The 16,580-nt window shown below is 59.3% G+C and carries 16 protein-coding genes; 7 read left to right on the top strand and 9 right to left on the bottom strand.

What is annotated here, in order from left to right:
- Window positions 1–172 precede the first annotated feature (172 nt).
- Window positions 173–529 carry a hypothetical protein gene (locus CFBP1590_RS19330; RefSeq protein WP_088235760.1) on the top strand — a complete coding sequence of 119 codons (357 nt, stop codon included), beginning with the start codon at window positions 173–175 and terminating at the stop codon, window positions 527–529.
- A gap of 120 nt (window positions 530–649) precedes the next feature.
- Window positions 650–1,840 (top strand): CaiB/BaiF CoA transferase family protein, encoded by a 1,191-nt coding sequence (locus tag CFBP1590_RS19325; RefSeq protein WP_088235759.1) that lies wholly within the window; start codon window positions 650–652, stop codon window positions 1,838–1,840.
- Window positions 1,841–1,906: 66 nt separating this feature from the next.
- Here CFBP1590_RS19325 and CFBP1590_RS27890 read toward each other — a convergent pair whose 3' ends face one another.
- Entirely contained in the window at window positions 1,907–2,443 is a 537-nt protein-coding gene (locus CFBP1590_RS27890) for a cupin domain-containing protein (RefSeq protein ID WP_088235758.1), read from the bottom strand.
- An 870-nt stretch (window positions 2,444–3,313) separates the two neighbouring features.
- On the opposite strand from CFBP1590_RS27890, the gene bamJ reads away from it, so the two are divergent.
- The 4 genes from bamJ to CFBP1590_RS19300 all read left to right on the top strand — a co-directional run bounded on the left by bamJ (window position 3,314) and on the right by CFBP1590_RS19300 (window position 5,706).
- Complete coding sequence (gene bamJ, locus CFBP1590_RS19315; RefSeq protein WP_004879361.1) at window positions 3,314–4,081, top strand: BamJ family beta-barrel-assembly machinery protein; 768 nt, start codon at window positions 3,314–3,316, stop codon at window positions 4,079–4,081.
- Between the two features lie 364 nt (window positions 4,082–4,445).
- Window positions 4,446–4,898: a YkvA family protein gene (locus CFBP1590_RS19310; RefSeq protein ID WP_004879364.1), complete on the top strand. Its 453-nt coding sequence runs from the start codon at window positions 4,446–4,448 to the stop codon at window positions 4,896–4,898.
- Between the two features lie 92 nt (window positions 4,899–4,990).
- Complete coding sequence (locus tag CFBP1590_RS19305; protein WP_025995143.1) at window positions 4,991–5,326, top strand: helix-turn-helix domain-containing protein; 336 nt, start codon at window positions 4,991–4,993, stop codon at window positions 5,324–5,326.
- A complete protein-coding gene (locus CFBP1590_RS19300) occupies window positions 5,323–5,706 on the top strand; it encodes a hypothetical protein (RefSeq protein WP_029241945.1) in 384 nt (127 codons plus the stop codon). The genes CFBP1590_RS19305 and CFBP1590_RS19300 overlap by 4 nt, the downstream gene beginning before the upstream one ends.
- A gap of 83 nt (window positions 5,707–5,789) precedes the next feature.
- Here CFBP1590_RS19300 and CFBP1590_RS19295 read toward each other — a convergent pair whose 3' ends face one another.
- Window positions 5,790–7,562 carry a bifunctional diguanylate cyclase/phosphodiesterase gene (locus CFBP1590_RS19295; protein ID WP_004879370.1) on the bottom strand — a complete coding sequence of 591 codons (1,773 nt, stop codon included), beginning with the start codon at window positions 7,560–7,562 and terminating at the stop codon, window positions 5,790–5,792.
- A gap of 121 nt (window positions 7,563–7,683) precedes the next feature.
- Complete coding sequence (locus CFBP1590_RS19290) at window positions 7,684–9,765, bottom strand: carboxy terminal-processing peptidase (protein ID WP_172669391.1); 2,082 nt, start codon at window positions 9,763–9,765, stop codon at window positions 7,684–7,686.
- A 137-nt stretch (window positions 9,766–9,902) separates the two neighbouring features.
- Here CFBP1590_RS19290 and CFBP1590_RS19285 point away from each other — a divergent pair, with 137 nt between their 5' ends.
- On the top strand, window positions 9,903–10,865 hold the full coding sequence (locus tag CFBP1590_RS19285) for an NAD(P)H-quinone oxidoreductase (RefSeq protein ID WP_088235757.1): 963 nt from the start codon (window positions 9,903–9,905) through the stop codon (window positions 10,863–10,865).
- A 366-nt stretch (window positions 10,866–11,231) separates the two neighbouring features.
- Here CFBP1590_RS19285 and CFBP1590_RS19280 read toward each other — a convergent pair whose 3' ends face one another.
- The 6 genes from CFBP1590_RS19280 to CFBP1590_RS19255 all read right to left on the bottom strand — a co-directional run bounded on the left by CFBP1590_RS19280 (window position 11,232) and on the right by CFBP1590_RS19255 (window position 16,500).
- Window positions 11,232–11,885, bottom strand: a complete 654-nt coding sequence (locus CFBP1590_RS19280; RefSeq protein WP_029241943.1) for an HAD family hydrolase — start codon at window positions 11,883–11,885, stop codon at window positions 11,232–11,234.
- 27 nt (window positions 11,886–11,912) lie between these two features.
- Complete coding sequence (locus CFBP1590_RS19275; protein WP_029241942.1) at window positions 11,913–12,902, bottom strand: ABC transporter ATP-binding protein; 990 nt, start codon at window positions 12,900–12,902, stop codon at window positions 11,913–11,915.
- Window position 12,903: 1 nt separating this feature from the next.
- Complete coding sequence (locus tag CFBP1590_RS19270; protein WP_058431938.1) at window positions 12,904–13,701, bottom strand: ABC transporter permease; 798 nt, start codon at window positions 13,699–13,701, stop codon at window positions 12,904–12,906.
- A complete protein-coding gene (locus CFBP1590_RS19265; protein WP_025995137.1) occupies window positions 13,688–14,530 on the bottom strand; it encodes an ABC transporter permease in 843 nt (280 codons plus the stop codon). The genes CFBP1590_RS19270 and CFBP1590_RS19265 overlap by 14 nt, the downstream gene beginning before the upstream one ends.
- Window positions 14,527–15,333: an alkaline phosphatase family protein gene (locus CFBP1590_RS19260; RefSeq protein ID WP_088235756.1), complete on the bottom strand. Its 807-nt coding sequence runs from the start codon at window positions 15,331–15,333 to the stop codon at window positions 14,527–14,529. Before CFBP1590_RS19260 ends, CFBP1590_RS19265 begins: the two co-directional genes overlap by 4 nt.
- Before the next feature lie 99 nt (window positions 15,334–15,432).
- Entirely contained in the window at window positions 15,433–16,500 is a 1,068-nt protein-coding gene (locus CFBP1590_RS19255; protein WP_025995135.1) for an ABC transporter substrate-binding protein, read from the bottom strand.
- Window positions 16,501–16,580 lie beyond the last annotated feature (80 nt).

Here is a 16,580-nt window from a genome sequence, read left to right as displayed (position 1 = left end):
GGTCTCTGGTATTAGCTGCATTGCGTTGGCTGGCGCTTTCAAGGGCTGGCACTGAGTATGGATCGATTGTCTTATAGGAAATAATCGGTTCGTAAAATACATTTATGTCGTTGGAAACTATAAAGGGATTTATATGAATAACTGTATCAAAGGACTAATGGTCTCTTGCGCCATGGCGGTTTCTGCCGGTGTCATGGCCTCTTCAGCGCTGCATACGGCGACCATTGATCAACAAGGTCGCGTCGTAGCGCAATCTTCTGCATGGATCAAGGCGGTGAAGCTGACCAATCAGAAAGATTACTTCGCAACGTATGAAGTTCTGTTCGCGGAAGGGCTGTTCAAACAGGCACCTGGTTTCTGCTCGGTGTCTTCGATTGATACCTCCGACTATGATCGTCTGTTATACGGTCACACCAAGTTGGGCGGCGCGGCGACAACTGAAAAGGTCAATGTGCTGGGCCTTATGGTGGGCAAGAACGAACCTGCCGGTGATTCGGCCATGAGTTTTCAACTGGCCTGCACTCAGTAAGTCAAGCGCGCAACAGGAGCCCCGCCATCGCGGGGCTTTTTGCCTGCTTTTGATCAGTGACTTTTCATTCCTTGCATTTGCGCGGATCATCCGGTGTTCTCGAACCAGAGTGGAAGCGTCATGAACTTACCTCTTCAGGGCATCAAGGTCGTAGAACTGGGGCAACTGATCGCCGGGCCGTTTGCCGCGAAAATGCTCGGCGAGTTCGGCGCGGAGGTCATCAAGGTCGAGCCGCCGCTGACGGGCGACCCGCTGCGTAAATGGCGTTTGCTGCACAACGGCACTTCGGTGTGGTGGGCGGTGCAGTCACGTAACAAGAAGTCGGTCACCCTCGATCTGCGTCAGCCGCAGGCACAGGAAACGGTTCGCCGTCTGATTCGCGATGCCGACGTACTCATCGAAAACTTCCGTCCTGGCACCCTCGAAAGCTGGGGGCTGAGCTGGGAAGAACTGCATGCGCTCAATCCACGGCTGATCATGCTGAGGGTTTCCGGTTACGGACAGACCGGCCCCTACCGCGACCGACCGGGGTTTGGGGTGATAGGCGAAGCCATGGGCGGTCTGCGGCATCTGTCGGGTGAAGCGGGGCGTACGCCTGTTCGGGTCGGTGTGTCGATCGGCGATTCGCTGTCGGCGCTGCACGGGGTGATCGGTATTCTGCTCGCTCTGCGTCATCGTGATCAGAACGGCGGGGCAGGGCAGCAGATCGACGTTGCGCTGTACGAGTCGGTGTTCAACATGATGGAAAGTTTGATTCCCGAATATTCAGTGTTCAACGTCGTTCGCGAACCGGCTGGCAGCAGCATGCCGGGCATCGCCCCCACCAATGCCTATCGCTGCAATGACGGCAAATACGCGCTCGTGGCAGGCAATGGCGACAGCATCTATAGAAGGCTGATGGAAAAGATTGGCCGCATGGACCTCGCCAATGATCCCGACCTTGCTCACAACGATGGTCGGGTCCGACATGTGGCGCGTATCGATGCAGCGATCTCGACATGGACCGCCGAGCGTTCGCTGGACGAAGTGCTCAATGCCTTGAATGAGGCGCGGATCCCGGCAGGCAAGATCTACGACGCCGCCGACATCGCCAGCGACCCGCACTATCTGGCGCGGGACATGCTGCTGCAAAGCACCCTGGACGACGGCACACCTGTAACGCTGCCGGGCATCCTGCCCAAGTTGCAGGACACTCCGGGCCAGGTGCGCTCGGCGGCTCCGACCCTCGGCGAACACACGGATACGGTACTGGAAGCGCACGGCATTGACGCCGATACCCGGGCGCAGTGGCGCAAGCTCGGGATCATCTGACTGTTTCATCACCGATCTGAACCTGATCGAGATGTCCGAGCCCGTGCCGGTCGCGCAACGATCAACTCAGGCCTGACACCCGCCCTTGTCATAGCTGCCTGGTTTTGCAATGAACGCTTTCGCGGCATTCGATTTTGTAAGGATATAAGCGCGGCGCCATGGCTGATCGTCGATGAGCTTCCAGCGATGGCCAAGTCCCGTGGTGTCCTGTGCGAGCAAGACTTCGCCGGGGTGCAGGACGAAATTCTCGCCGCCGGTGGTGGAAAACTCCAGCGTGCCTGACAGCGTGATCACGTACTGCTCCTGCGGCGCTGGGTGCCAGTCATAGGTTGCATGCGCCGGCGTTTCCTTGAAGTTGAGTGCGCTGGCATCCGCCACTGCCCTCTGATCCAGCGTTCCCTGGATAACGTGCGACAGGTTGTCAGGACCGGTGCATAACCTGAAGGCCTTGATGCCTTGCGCTGGCGGTGCAGGTGATGCGGTGGCAAATGCTCCGCTACTCATAGGCAGCAGGATCGCTGCAGCGAGAACGGCCCACTGGCATGTGGGTTTGCGAGATAAGCGAGCCGGGGCCTTGGAAGTCGAGCATTGCTGATGTTGCATAGGGCCTACCTGATAGCTGAAAACTGCATGAAGCCTCGGGCGTCGATCGATGGCCGTGGCAGTTCAGGGCAGTGATGCCCCGCGCAGAGAATCGAACCACATCGCAGTAAAGTTAAAAATTATCTTTAATTTCATGTCGTCCTTCATATGAATTGGTTGTCGGGATACCAATTGGAAGCGGCTGCGCGCTCCATCGATGAGCCCGGCGTTCCCGTGCCACACATTGCGATCTGCATCGACCCCGGCGGGTATGCACTCATCGTTATGCACAAGTCATCTGGCTATCCAGTGGGGCAGCAGCGCTGATGCGCTTTTGTAGCGCGATGGCATGAACACCGCCGATTGCGACGTGGGTGAAGGCTGAGTCCTGGCGCTGATTCGGGGGCAATCGGCATGGATGCCGATTGAGCTGCACTGGGCCATGGATGGCCCATTTGCAGCGACCCCCGAATCAGTGTCAGGACGAAGGAACCCCGGCGAAGCCGGGGCCGGAACCGGAGCAAAAGGCTTTGCTTACTTTGGCCTCTCAAAGTAAGTCGCCGAGGGGCGAAAAGGTGACTGGAGCCATGCGCTCGGCTCACTGAATCCACAGTCTGTGCCATTTGTGACGCGGAGCGTCACGGGCGGCATGCCCACGCGCATGGGCACGATCAGTGTTGAGGCTGACTTGTGTATAACGATGAGCGGGTATGCATGAGGTTCCAGAGCTGAACTGCAACTGAACGCTCAGGTGTCAAACCGGTAAAACCTTTGGATACCTGAACTTATCGGCCTTTTGTCTCTCTGATGCCGGTAGCCATTGATCGCGGCGGCCTGATAAGCTCGCGGCTTTACTCGTTTGCCCTTTTGGCGCATGAACAAGGAATTAGCATGAAACAGCATCGGTTGGCAGCGGCGATTGCCCTGGTCGGTCTGGTACTCGCAGGTTGTGACAAGCAAGCCAGCACTGTCGAGCTGAAAACTCCGGCACAAAAAGCGTCTTATGGCATCGGCCTGAACATGGGCAAAAGCCTGGCTCAGGAAGGCATGGATGATCTGGATTCCAAGGCTGTGGCCCTGGGTATCGAAGACGCTGTCGGCAAGAAAGATCAGAAACTGAAAGACGAAGAACTGGTTGAAGCTTTCGCCGCGCTGCAGAAGCGTGCCGAAGAGCGTATGGCCAAGATGAGTGAAGAGTCGGCAGCTGCCGGCAAGAAATTCCTCGAAGAAAATGGCAAGAAAGAAGGTGTCGTCACCACCGCTTCGGGTCTGCAGTATCAGATCATCAAGAAGGGTGATGGCGCTCAGCCCAAGCCGACTGATGTCGTAACCGTTCATTACGAAGGCAAGCTGACTGACGGCAAGGTGTTCGACAGCTCCGTCGAGCGCGGCAGCCCGATCGATCTGCCGGTTGGCGGTGTGATCCCGGGTTGGGTTGAAGGCCTGCAACTGATGCACGTAGGCGAGAAGATCAAACTCTTCATCCCTAGCGACCTGGCTTACGGTGCGCAGAGCCCGAGCCCGCTGATCCCTGCCAACTCGGTTCTGGTCTTCGACCTGGAACTGCTGGGCATCAAGGATCCGGCAGCTGCTCAGGCGCCTGATGCAGATGAAGAAGAGGCGGCTCCGGCCAAACCGGCTGCTCCCGCCAAGAAGTAACGCAACACCTGGCTACTGAAAACGCCCTGTCTCGACAGGGCGTTTTTGTGTGTGGGTTATTTGCCGAACGCTTGGCGGCGCTTACAGTCCCACTATCATGATCGTGAGAAGAATATTGTCTGACAGTCCGTTTTGCCTGATGGGCTAGCCTCAACAGTGTTCCAAGTCAACGAATTCGTGGGTTTTTTTATGTGAGTAAAAAACGCCCGATCTAACCCAAAGCCCCTGAAAACGGGGACTTCAAGGTAAAAAAGGGCGGCTGTTCACAAGGTTATCCACAACAAATGTGGATAACCTTGCGGCATCCCCACCGGCAGGTTATCGAACCGATGTGCACCGTCACCTTTTCTGAGCGGGAGTGAACATGAAAGCACCGTGGAACCTGATCCGTTACCTGCCAGGAGCGCGCCGACTTCTCGCGGCGGGGCGCCTGCCGGGGCTGTTGTTCGCCGTGGCGCGCAAGGGCAACAGTGAAGGCAGTCGCCTGGGCAAGCTCAAGGATGACCTGCGCCTTCTCCAGAGCCTGTGCCTGGCTTACTGGCGCGGTGAGTACCGTGACATCAGCCCCAAGGCCATTCTGTCCATCGTGGCGGGCCTGATGTACTTCCTCAGTCCGCTGGATGCGATACCTGACTGGATTCCGGGGCTGGGGATGTTCGACGACATCGCCGTGCTGGCCTGGGTGATGAAGCACCTGACCGACGAACTCGACGCGTTCCGCGCCTGGCGTGATCAGCAGCCACCTGAAAAACTGGTGGTGGTCGAGCGACTGCCCGAAACCCAGGCATTGCTGGAGAAAGAGAAACGCATCGAGTGAAGCGTTTGAGCAACCCGTAGCGTTCCGCTGTTAAGATGCCACCCTATGGAACAGGCCTTCCAACCTGTGGCGTTTTCCTGCAAGGGGAGTCTATGGATCTTCAAGTGATATCTCGTGATGGTGAGCCGGAGTACGCAGTCCTCCCCTGGGCTCAATATCAGGCGCTGCTCAAAGCCGCTGGCTTTGCCGAAAAGCTCCGCCCCGAGACTGCTCAGCCAGCACCTGAAGTTGCTGAACATCCTGCGTTCGACCAGTTGGGTGCGTTGCGCACTGCCAAGGGCCTGGAAGTCGCCACGCTGGCACGCGCGGTCGGTATCAGCCCTTCATACCTGGAATTGATCGAAAACGGCACGCGTGAACCCGACGCGGCCATCAAGCGCAGCCTTGCATGGGAGCTGGGCGTGCCGGGCTGGCGGGGTGAGTCATGAGCGTGCGCATCAGTCGTCAGCATTGGGACGGATTGCTGAACGAGCTGAACCATGCCCGCCGTCAGCGGCATCTTGTGACTTACCGTGCCTTGCTGGAGCGTTTGCAGTTCCCGAGTCCGGCCATGCAGACACTGACCGCAGCGCTCGAGCATCTGGCCGCCATGGATGCCCGTGCCGAACAGCCACTGCGCAGTTCACTGGTGATCAGCCAGGGCGCAAGCCGCCTGCCACGTCCCGGCTTCTTTGAATGCGTCGAACGACTGGGTCGTTTCTCCGGCCCGTCCGACGGAGTGGCTGCCGCGTCATGGCACGCCGCCGAAGTAGTGCGGGTATTCGAGTACAGCTATCCGGAAGTGGAAGTGCAGGCGGGCAGCGTTTGATTGGCAGCTTTCAAACGCAGGGTTTATCAGACTTCTAGCCTTTGCCAAATGTGACGACGCTCCCCGTCCCGCCTGTTAATACCTCACGCATCCACCAGCAGATCCAGCCGCGACGAGTCGATGACATGAATGCTGGCGCCCGCCACGTCCTTGGCGAAGTGCTTGGCCTGCGAGGCCAGGTCGGCCAGTTGGCTGGCGTTGATCTGAGCGCAGCTCTCTTCCCGCAGGTGCACCACGCCAATCGACAGTGACAGCAGCGCAAACTCCTGACGCTGTCCCTGACGGTTGAGTGCGACGAAGCAGCCGGCTTCCAGGTGTTCGGCCCGGTAGAAGCGGCGGCACTGGTTCTGGAAATCCTCAAGTAGGTTGTTCAGACGCCTTTCCCAGTCGTCGAAACCCAGCACCATCAGAAAATCATCGCCGCCGATATGGCCGACGAAGTCCCTGCTCGGGTCCACCCGGTCGTTGAGGCATTGCGCCAGACACAGCAGCACTTCATCACCGCGTGCATAGCCATAAATGTCGTTGAAGGGCTTGAAGCTGTCGATGTCCACGTAACAGATCATCGACTCGCGACCTTGCTGCAACAGGCGTGTCAAACACTGCTGAATCGGCACGTTGCCCGGCAGCAGGGTCAGTGGGTTGGCGTAGCGCGCCTGCTGGATCTTCATCTCGGTGATCAGCTTGAGCACGTCGATTACCCGGCCCAGTCCCAGATAAGCGCCGTTGAGGGTGATGATGAAATCCTCTTCGATGCGCTGCCGCGCCCGACTGGTAAGCAGGCGGCTGACCTGCTGCAGCGACTGGCTGACTTCCACAGCCAAAAAATCATCGCTCATCAAACGGCTGATCGGCTTGCGGGCGAACAGTTCGGTGCCAAACGGCTTCAGCAGGGCTTCTGAGAGCGAATGGCGATGGACGATACCGCAAGGCCTTGCGTCGTCGTCCAGCACCGCCAGTGAGTTGAGGTTGGCCTGCTTGCGAAAGGCTTCCAGTACATCAGCCGTCGGGGTGGACTGACTCACTGAAGGCTGTGGACTGAGCAGGGCAGAGAGGTCGGCGGCGTCTTCGTTCAGTGCCGGTGGCGGTGCTTCTGCCTTGGGCAGCATGGCGCGCGTGTCGCGTGACGGGCGTTCCTGAGGACGTGCCAGCAGGTAGCCCTGCACCAGATCCACGCCCATGTCGGTCAGGGCCGCGAGTTCTTCGGGCAGCTCGATGCCTTCGGCGATCACGATGGCTCTGGACGCTCTGGCCATTTGCAGCATGGAACCGACAAACTCTCGCTTCACGGCGTCCTGGTGAATGCCGTCGATGAAGTGCCGGTCGATCTTCACGTAATCCGGGCGCAGCTCTGACCACAGTCGCAGACTGGAATAGCCTGCGCCCAGATCGTCCAGCGCAATGGAAAAACCCATGTCCCGATAGTGATGCAGTGCGTTGTAGAGCAAATCGAAATCGTCGGTTGGCATTTGCTCGGTCAGTTCGATCACTACATTCTTGGGCGCGATGTTGTAGCGACGCAGCATTTCAAGCGTGCGGCCCGGCGGGTGCGAGGCTTCGAGCAGGGATTCCGGAGACACGTTGAGAAACAGCTTGCCGGGCAACTGCTGCTGGCTGAACCGGCGACAGGCGCTTTCGCGGCAGGTCAGTTCCAGCTCACTGAGGCGGCCAGCCTGGCGGGCGACAGCGAACAGGTTCAGAGGCGAATGCAGCGGGCTGTTGGACGGGCCGCGGGTCAACGCCTCGTAACCCAGAATGCTGCGCTCCGAGAGCGAGACAATTGGCTGAAACAGGCTGTGCAAGTCGCCGCGAGCCAGAATGGAACTCAGTGCGCCCAGCTGTTCAGTTACAGTCATGATGGTCTCGATGGCAATAAAAAGGGCTGAACGCGTTAGCGTTCAGCCCGTCATTTCACGACAGATTCATGACTGTTTGATGACCGTTGCTGCTAATTGGCCATCAACCGTCATCTGCGGCTTACTTCTTGGCAACCGACGCGCTCAGACCGAGGTAATCGATAAGAATGCGACCGGTTTCAGACAGGTAAGCATCGTCTTCCGGCTTGGTCTTCTCGTCTTCCACCGGCAACGCGTCTTCATCCTCTTTCTTCAGTTCCTTGAGCGGCTCTTCACCTTTGGCCTTGCGGCGGGTGTTTTCCAGCGCAAGCTGCTTGCTCTCGATGGACGCGTGCTCGGCACGACGGTCGGCCTCGTTGAGGCTGACGGTCTTCTCGTTCATGAGTTTCTTGGCCAGGGCCAGACGATCCTCGATGAACACGAACTCGGCATCCTTGGAAGAGCGCGCTTCATGCCGTGCCTGAAGTTGCGCCAGGAATGGCTTGAACGGATCAATGGCAGGCTTGATCGCCGGCTTGATGCTGTCCCAAGGCATGGCTTCAGGCAGTGCGCTCTCGCCGATTTCCTTGGTGTCGATCAGCGACGGATAGGTGATGTCCGGCACGACGCCCTGATGCTGGGTGCTCTGTCCGGACACCCGGTAGAACTTGGCCAGGGTCAGTTTCAGCTCGCCATGGTTGAGCGGCTGAATGGTCTGCACGGTGCCCTTGCCGAAGGTCTGTCCACCAATCACCAGCGCGCGATGGTAGTCCTGCATGGCGCCCGCGAAAATTTCCGACGCCGACGCAGACAGGCGGTTAACCAGCAGCGCCATCGGACCTTTATAGAACGCGCCCTTGGCTTCGTCTTCCAGCACATCGACCTTGCCGTCCGCGTTGCGCACCAGCACGGTCGGGCCGCGGTCGATGAACAGGCTGGTCAGCTCGGTGGCTTCCTGCAGCGAACCACCGCCGTTATTACGCAGATCCAGCACCACGCCATCGACCTTCTCGGCCTGCAGCTCGGTCAGCAGTTTCTTCACGTCACGGGTGGTGCTCTTGTACTCAGGATCGCCGGCACGGTAGGCCTTGAAGTCCAGGTAGAAGGCGGGAATATCGATGACGCCCAGTTTGTAATCCTTGCCATCCTGCTTGATGTGCAGGATCGACTTCTTCGCTGCCTGCTCTTCAAGCTTCACCGCTTCACGGGTGATGGCTACGATCTTGGTGGTCTGGTCGTTCGGCGCATTGCTGGCCGGAATGATTTCCAGGCGGACCACGGAGCCTTTCGGACCACGGATCAACTTGACGACTTCATCCAGACGCCAGCCGATGACGTCGACCATCTCCTTGTCGCCCTGAGCGACCGAAACGATCTTGTCGGCCGGAGCCACCTGCTTGGTCTTGGCCGCAGGACCTGCCGGCACCAGACGCACGATCTTCACGTTGTCGTTGTCGCTCTGCAACACGGCGCCGATGCCTTCCAGCGACAGGCTCATGTTGATGTCGAAGTTCTCCGCGCTGTCTGGCGACAGGTAGTTGGTGTGCGGATCGTAGGACATGGCAAAGGTGTTGATGTACGCCTGGAACACATCTTCTGCGCGGGTCTGGCCCAGACGTGCCAGTTGATTCTTGTAACGCTTGGTCAGGGTTTCCTGGATTTTCGCCGGGTCCTTGCCTGCAATCTTCAGCCGCAGAACCTCATCCTTGACGCGTTTGCGCCACAGGTCGTCGAGTTCGGCGGTGTCCTTGGGCCATGCGGCGTCCTTGCGGTCAACCAGCAGGGTTTCCTTGGTGGTGAGGTCGATCTTGTCGACACCCTTGGCCAGTTCTGCAAGCGCAAAGTCCAGACGCGCCTTGATGCGGTCCAGATAGCGTTTGTAAATAGTGAACCCCGGGTTCAGGTCGCCACTCTTAAGGAAGTCGTCGAACTGGAACTGCCATTTGTCGAATTCGGCAATGTCGCTGGCCATGAAATAGCTGCGCGACGGATCCAGTTGCTTGATGTAGCTCTGGTAGATGATCGCTGAACGTTTGTCGTCCAGTGGCGGCTTGCTGTAGTGGTGCCGCTTTAGCAGCTCGACTACGTTCAGGCTGGCGACCACTTCGTCGCGGTCCGGCTGAAGATTATCCCAGCTGTTGGCGGCGAAAGTGCTGGCTGACATCGGCAGAACGCTGAGGCCGACAAACAGGGCGAGGGCGGTGCTAGGGAATAGTTGCTTCATGCTGATTCGACGCGAGGACAATTGATAACGCATATTAGGCCGTCTTTGAGGTCGCCGGTTCCTTTGAACCCGGCCGCATAATGCAAAAGCCCGGGCAAACAGCCACGGGCTCAGTCTGGACTCACTATGGAGGCACTGTGAAGGCATTGCAAGGCGTGGAAGGACATGTGGAATGGGTCGAAGAGCCAAGTCCGGCTCTCGATGTGGGGCAGGTTCGCATCAAAGTCGCTGCGGCGGGTTTGAATCGGGCCGATCTGTTGCAGCGCGCGGGTAAATATCCGCCGCCGCCGGGTGTTACCACCGTGCTGGGGCTGGAGTGCTCCGGCGTCATTGCCGAAGTCGGTCCGGGTACGTCCTGGCTGGTCGGAGACCGCGTCTGCGCGCTGTTGGCGGGCGGGGCGATGGCCGAAGAAGTGGTGGTGGATGCGCGTCATGTGCTGCCGGTGCCGGAAGGCCTGTCGCTGCACGAAGCCGCCGCGATCCCCGAGGTTTACGCCACGGCCTGGCTGAACCTGTTTCAGCTCGCGGGTCTCAAGCCTGGCGAAAAGGTGCTGCTGCACGCGGGCGCAAGTGGCGTTGGTTCAGCCGGTATTCAGCTTTGCAAGGCGTTCGGCAGCCCGGTCTGGGTCAGTGTCGGATCGGCTGAGCGGCTGGCGTACTGCGTCGAGCTGGGAGCGCAGGGCGGCGTGGTGCGCAGCGAAAGTCTGGAGGCTTTGAGCGATTTCGCACCGTTCGACGTCATCCTCGATCCGGTCGGCGGCAACTATGCCGAGCTGAACGTCAAGCTGCTGGGGCTGGACAGCCGCTGGGTGCTGATCGGCACGATGGGCGGGCGCGAAGCACAGGTGGATCTGGCTCATGTGCTGGGCAAGCGTATCCATTTGATGGGTTCGACCCTGCGCAGCCGTGATGAAACGTTCAAGGCTGACCTGTTGCGTGATCTGGGGCAGTTCGTCTGGCCGCTGTTCACGGAAGGTCGCCTGAAACCGCAACTGGCCAAAACCTTTTCGATCAACGACGCAGAAGCCGCGTTCGAAGAGCTGGCGACCAATCAGGTCTCCGGCAAGATCGTGGTGGTGATCGACGAAAGCCTGAAGTGATGAGCGTGGCCTTTACGGGCCGCGAGTTGGTAACCGTCTGACTGTGGGAGGCGGCTTGCCGGCGATGCATTCGACGCGGTGTGTCAGGAAAATCGCGTCATCGTTCATCGCCGGCAAGCCGCCTCTTATCAAACAACCTGTAAACCACTGAGGGAAAGCGATTTTGTGGGAGCGGACCGGGCGGCGTTCCGTTTGTCCGCGAATACTGTATTTCAGGCGATGAATATTCGTCGGATGTACTGGTCTTTTCGCGGACAAGTCCGCTCCCACTGAGTTTGCTGCGCGACAGCGCTATGTCGAAGACGTGGTGGCGCCTCTCACAATGGGTAGTGTTTCTTCAGCGGGCTGAGTCTTGGCTGAAATGCTTCAGGTCCAGCTGTGCACTGGCCATCCGGCCTTCTGCGCATGCTCGAGCAGCACCGGATCCGGATTGACCACGTTCGGATGGTCAACCTTGAGCAGCAACGGTAAATCGTTGCGCGAATCCGAATAGAAACTCGCTCCCTCCAGGTTTTCCCCTTCGGCATCCAGCCAGTCCATCAGGCGGGTGATCTTGCCTTCGCGATAGGTCATCACACCGACCGTGCCACCGCTGTAAACGCCGTGTTGCACGTCCAGGTCGATACCCAGCACTTCGTCGATGCCAAGACGTTCGGCAATCGGCTTGACCAGATGCACGCCCGATGCAGAGATCACCAGAATTCGATCACCTTTGGCGCGATGCTGGGCGATGCATTTGCAGGCGTCGCTGTAGATGATCGGCTCGATCACGTCTTCCACCCATGGACCTACGAGGTGATCGATTTCTTCCGGCGTGCGACCTGCCATCGGTTCAAGGCTGAACGCCATGTAATCTTCCATCGCCAGCTCACCTGCGCTGTAGGCGGCCATCAGCTCGTCGTTGCGCTGCATGAACGAAACCGGATCGACCCAGCCGAGGCGGCCCATCTGCTCGCTCCACAGGGTGGCGCAGTCACCGCCGATCAGGGTTTCGTCCAGGTCGAAAATTGCTAAAGCCATTGCGTGCATCCTTAAATCATTTGTCGGTCAAGCCACCGGGCACAGGGCCGAGGGCTCGATATTCAACGTCACCCGGCGGCCGTCAGGGTGCAGATCATCCGCGCTGCGGTTGAGTACGTCGACCACCAATTCCACGCCGCGCGCCTGCACGCGGTAGCGAATGACGTTGCCCAGCAGGCTGTGACTGCGCACTTCGCCTTCCAGTTCGCCGGTGAGGCTCAGTTGAATGGATTCAGGCCGAATCGCGATGCGGCTGTTGATCGGGCGCTGCATCAGGCGGCTGGCGTCGTCGGCTTCCAGCAGGTTGTAGTTGCCGATGAAGCCTGCCGCGAACACGTCCACTGGCGCGGTGTAGAGGGTTTCCGCATCGCCGCTCTGCACAATACGACCCTGGTTCATCAGGAAGATGCGGTCCGACATGGTCAGCGCCTCTTCCTGATCGTGGGTCACGAAAATGGTGGTCAGGCCCAGTTCGCGCTGGATCGCCCGGATCTGTTCACGCAGGTGCTTGCGGATCCGTGCATCCAGTGCCGACAGCGGCTCATCCAGCAGCAGCAGTCGCGGACGTGTCACCAGCGAGCGGGCCAGCGCCACGCGCTGGCACTGACCGCCGGACATCTGATGCGGATAGCGCTTGGCGTAGTCCTGCAGTTCGACGAGCTTGAGAATCTCAGCGACCCGTTTCTGGCTGTCGTCAGGGCTGACCTTCTGCATGCGCAGGCCGAAGGCGACGTTCTGCTCGACCGTCATGTTGGGAAACAGCGCGTAACTCTGGAACACCATGCCGATGTTGCGCTTCTGCGGGGCCAGCGGTACCAGGTTCTGACCGTCAAGCAGGATGCTGCCGCTGTTCACTGACGTGAGGCCCGCGATGCAGCGCAGCAGGGTGGACTTGCCGCAGCCGGACGGGCCGAGCAGGGTGACGAACTCGCCCTTTTCGATGGCGCAGTTGATGTCGCTGAACACCGCTGTGCTGGCGTAGCTCTTCTGCAGGTTTTCAATGCTGACAAAACTCATCTCAGTCTTTGTCCTTGTTCAGTCGATTGGCGGCCCAGGTCAGCACCAGCACGAAGAGGAAGTAGGAAATCACCAGTGCGCTGTTGAAGTGGCCACTGCTGTTGCGCATGTTGTTGAGGTAGACCTGCAGGGTTTCGTAGCGCGTACCGACCAGCAGGTTGGCGAACACGAACTCGCCGAACAGGAAGGAGAACGACAGCAGCAGCGCGATCATCAGGCCCTTGCGCAGGTTCGGCAGCACCACGATGAACGCCGCCTGCCAGGTGCTGGCACCCAGCAGCTGCGCGCTGTCCATCAGGTCGGTCAGGTTGATCGCCTGCAGGTTGTTGGTGATGGCGCGGTACATGAAGGGCAGGGCGACGGTGAAATAGCAGCCGATCAGAATCCACGGCGTACCGACCATCGCCATCGGGCCTGAACCATACAACTGCAGCAGGCCCACCGACGACACCACGGGCGGCACGGCGAAGGGCAGCAGGATCAGGATGTTCATCAGTCCGTCGAGGCGCGGAAAGTGATAATGCACCACGAACAGCAGCGGCAGAATCAGCACCACCGACAGCATCAGCGCGCCGACGCAGACCAGCAGTGACTGGCTGAATGCAGCCAGAAAGCGTGGATCGCTCCACAGCGCCACGTACCACTTGAAGGTCAGTCCGCTGGGCAGAATGGTTGCCGACCAACTGGTCGATATCGAATACACAAAGGTGCCCGCCAGGGGCAGCAGCAGAGTGAGGAACAGCAGGCACACCACGGTCTTGTGGTAGACGCCGGCAGGCCCTTTTTCAACGCGCGACATGGTAGCTCCTTTTCAACAGCCACTGATGGATGACCGTCACCAGGGTCATGAGTCCTACCAGAATCATCGCCAGCGCACTGGCCATGTTCGGGTCGAGCGTGATGTCGCCCGCCACCATGGCGGCGATGCGGATCGGCAGTACGTTGAAGTTGCCGGTGGTCAGCGCGTAGACCGTAGCGTACGCACCCAGGGCATTGGCAAGCAGGATGACAAAGGTGCCGAGCAGGGCAGGTGTCAGCACGGGCAGGCCGATATAGCGCCAGAACTGGAAGCTGCTGGCGCCCAGCAGGGCGGCCGACTCGTTCCAGTCCTCGCGCACGGCATCGAACGCCGGGTACAGCAGCAGGACGCCGAGCGGAATCTGGAAGTAGGTGTAGAGGATGATCAGCCCGGTCTTGGAGTACAGGTTGAAGTCATCGATGATCCCGGCGTCCTTGAGGATCAGGGTCAGCGCGCCGTTGAAGCCCAACAGGATGATGAAGGCGAATGCCAGCGGAACACCGGCGAAGTTGCTGGTCATGTTGGCGAAGGAATTGACGAAGTCCCGCAGTCGCGAGTCCACCTTGCGCAACGAATAGGCGCCGAGGATCGAAATCAGAATGCCGAACAGGCTCGACCAGAAACTGATCTCCAGGCTGAACTGCATGGCCTGGCGATAGAAGCGCGAATTGAACGCCTTGCTGAAGTTCTCCAGGCCCCAGCCGCTGTCGCTCTGCACGCTGTGGATTGCCACCCAGAACAGCGGCGCGATCTGGAACACGATGAAGAACAGTGCAAACGGCACCAGGCACAACAGCGCCAGCCATTTGCCTCGGGTAAAGGTGGTCAATTGAGGATCTCCCGGCAGACGGGTTTGTCGTGGGGCACGCCGAGCAGTTCGCAGATCGTGCCGCACAGCTCGGTCTGGCGAGGTCTGGCGTCAGGGTCCAGGCTGAATGCCTCGCCCAGCACGAACAGCGGTACTTCGCGCTCTTCGGGCAGCAGGCCGTTGTGCGAGCGGTCGTTGTTCATGCCGTGGTCTGCGGTGATCAGCACCTGATAGCCCGCGTCCAGCCAGCCCTGCAGGTAGTCGGCCAGAATGATGTCGGCGCTGCGTGCGCTGTTGCGGTACTGCGGGGTGTCGAGGCCGTGCTTGTGCCCGGCGTCGTCGATGTTCATGGGGTGAATCAACAGAAAATTCGGCGCGTGTTTCAGGCGCAGGCTTTCTGCGTCGGCGAACAGATGTGAATCCGGATAATGGTCTGCCCAGTAGAACAGCCCGTGCTGAATCGGCAGTTCCGGTGCATCGGTGTTTCGGTCGCGTGCCGCCTCGAACGGCGTGCGGTTGTACAGCTCGCTGAACCAGTGATAGGCCGCAGCCGCCGTGCTCAGCCCGGCGTCGCGGGCATAGTGAAACACGCTGCGTTCACGGGACAGGCGCGACACGTTGTTGTGCACGATGCCGCTTTCGATGGGCGCGACGCCGGTCAGGATGCATTCGTAGAGTGGGCGTGACAGCGCGGGCAATTCGCATTCCAGCTTGTACAGCGCTGCGCGTCCGGCGGCGTGCCAGGCCTGAAGATGGCCCATCGCATGCCGTGCCACTTCGTAATTGAGGCCGTCGAGCACGATGAGGATGACATTGTGTTTCATGGGCAACTCGCTTGGGTGCGGATATGGCATGACCCGGCACGGGCGAGGAGGGCTCGCCCGTGCATGAGATGCGACATCATCCTTGAGTCGCGCAGAGCATCAGTTCATCTCGATGATGACTTGCTCGTTCCACTTCTGAGGCAGGGCCTTGGAGGTCTTTTCCCAGGCTTCTGCGTTCTTGATCGGCGTGACGTTCTTGTACTGCTCGTTTGGCAGCAGCTTGGCTTTCACGTCTTCAGGCAGGGTGACATGCTCGGCACGAATCGGACGTGCGTTGCCTTTGGCCAGCTGGATCTGGCCCGCGTCGCTGAACACGTACTCACGCGCCAGTTTGGCGGCATTCGGGTGCTTGGCGTACTTGTTGATGATGGTGGTGTAGCCGGAGATCACCGAGCCGTCCGATGGGATCAGCACCACGTAATCATCAGGCTTGGTCATCTTGGCGCGATAGTTCAGGCCGTTGAAGTCCCAGACCACGCCCACTTCGACTTCACCCTTTTCGATGGTCTGGATGGTCGGGTTGGCCAGCGATAGGCGCTTCTGTTTGGCCAGTTCGGTGAACAGTTGCAGGCCTGGTTCGATGTTGGCCTCGTCGCCTTTCATGGCGAAAGCAGCGGCCAGCACACCGTTGGACGCCTGGGCAGCAGAACTCACGTCACCGATGGAGACTTTGTATTTGCCGGTTTTCAGGTCGGCCCAGGTTTTCGGGATTTCGGATCCGTGCAGCAGGTTCTTGTTCACAATGAACGCAATGGTGCCGGTGTAGGCCAATGCCCAGTGGCCTTCCTTGTCCTTGGCCCAGTCTGGAATCTGGTTCCAGGTGCTTGGTTTGTAAGGCTGGGTAACGCCCTTGGCGACAGCGATGGGGCCGAAGGCTGCGCCTACGTCACCGATATCGCCGCTTGCGTTGTCTTTTTCCGCATCGAACTTGGCCACTTCCTGCGCCGAACTCATGTCGGTGTCGGTGTGCTTGAGACCGTATTTGGCTTCCAGATCGGTCCAGATGCCGCCCCAGTTCGCCCAGTCATCCGGCATGCCGAGGCTGTTGATGGCGCCTTCAGCCTTGGCTGCGGCTTCCAGGGTCTTGAGGTCTGTGTCCGCAGCCATGACTGACGCGCTCATGGCGATGGCCGAGCCGAGGAGTGATGCCAACAAAAGATGTTTCATTCGAAGCTCCTAGTGCACTTCTTTACCGGAAGTGTTCGTTGCGGATGGTTTGGTCTAGATCAGCAATACCTGAGCCAAGT

The sequence above is a fragment of the Pseudomonas viridiflava genome (assembly GCF_900184295.1).
Taxonomy (GTDB): domain Bacteria; phylum Pseudomonadota; class Gammaproteobacteria; order Pseudomonadales; family Pseudomonadaceae; genus Aquipseudomonas; species Aquipseudomonas viridiflava.
Note: the sequence above shows the minus strand (reverse complement) of the source record. Positions and strands in the feature narration are given on the sequence as shown.

Excerpts from the sequence above, each read along its gene's own strand:
- CFBP1590_RS19260 (WP_088235756.1), bottom strand. The coding sequence starts at position 15,333 with ATGAAACACAATGTCATCCTCATCGTGCTCGACGGCCTCAATTACGAA.
- CFBP1590_RS19310 (WP_004879364.1), top strand. The coding sequence starts at position 4,446 with ATGAAAGCACCGTGGAACCTGATCCGTTACCTGCCAGGAGCGCGCCGA.
- CFBP1590_RS19290 (WP_172669391.1), bottom strand. The coding sequence starts at position 9,765 with ATGAAGCAACTATTCCCTAGCACCGCCCTCGCCCTGTTTGTCGGCCTC.
- CFBP1590_RS19305 (WP_025995143.1), top strand. The coding sequence starts at position 4,991 with ATGGATCTTCAAGTGATATCTCGTGATGGTGAGCCGGAGTACGCAGTC.
- bamJ (WP_004879361.1), top strand. The coding sequence starts at position 3,314 with ATGAAACAGCATCGGTTGGCAGCGGCGATTGCCCTGGTCGGTCTGGTA.
- CFBP1590_RS19255 (WP_025995135.1), bottom strand. The coding sequence starts at position 16,500 with ATGAAACATCTTTTGTTGGCATCACTCCTCGGCTCGGCCATCGCCATG.
- CFBP1590_RS27890 (WP_088235758.1), bottom strand. The coding sequence starts at position 2,443 with ATGCAACATCAGCAATGCTCGACTTCCAAGGCCCCGGCTCGCTTATCT.
- CFBP1590_RS19330 (WP_088235760.1), top strand. The coding sequence starts at position 173 with ATGGCGGTTTCTGCCGGTGTCATGGCCTCTTCAGCGCTGCATACGGCG.
- CFBP1590_RS19275 (WP_029241942.1), bottom strand. The coding sequence starts at position 12,902 with ATGAGTTTTGTCAGCATTGAAAACCTGCAGAAGAGCTACGCCAGCACA.
- CFBP1590_RS19270 (WP_058431938.1), bottom strand. The coding sequence starts at position 13,701 with ATGTCGCGCGTTGAAAAAGGGCCTGCCGGCGTCTACCACAAGACCGTG.
- CFBP1590_RS19300 (WP_029241945.1), top strand. The coding sequence starts at position 5,323 with ATGAGCGTGCGCATCAGTCGTCAGCATTGGGACGGATTGCTGAACGAG.
- CFBP1590_RS19325 (WP_088235759.1), top strand. The coding sequence starts at position 650 with ATGAACTTACCTCTTCAGGGCATCAAGGTCGTAGAACTGGGGCAACTG.
- CFBP1590_RS19280 (WP_029241943.1), bottom strand. The coding sequence starts at position 11,885 with ATGGCTTTAGCAATTTTCGACCTGGACGAAACCCTGATCGGCGGTGAC.
- CFBP1590_RS19295 (WP_004879370.1), bottom strand. The coding sequence starts at position 7,562 with ATGACTGTAACTGAACAGCTGGGCGCACTGAGTTCCATTCTGGCTCGC.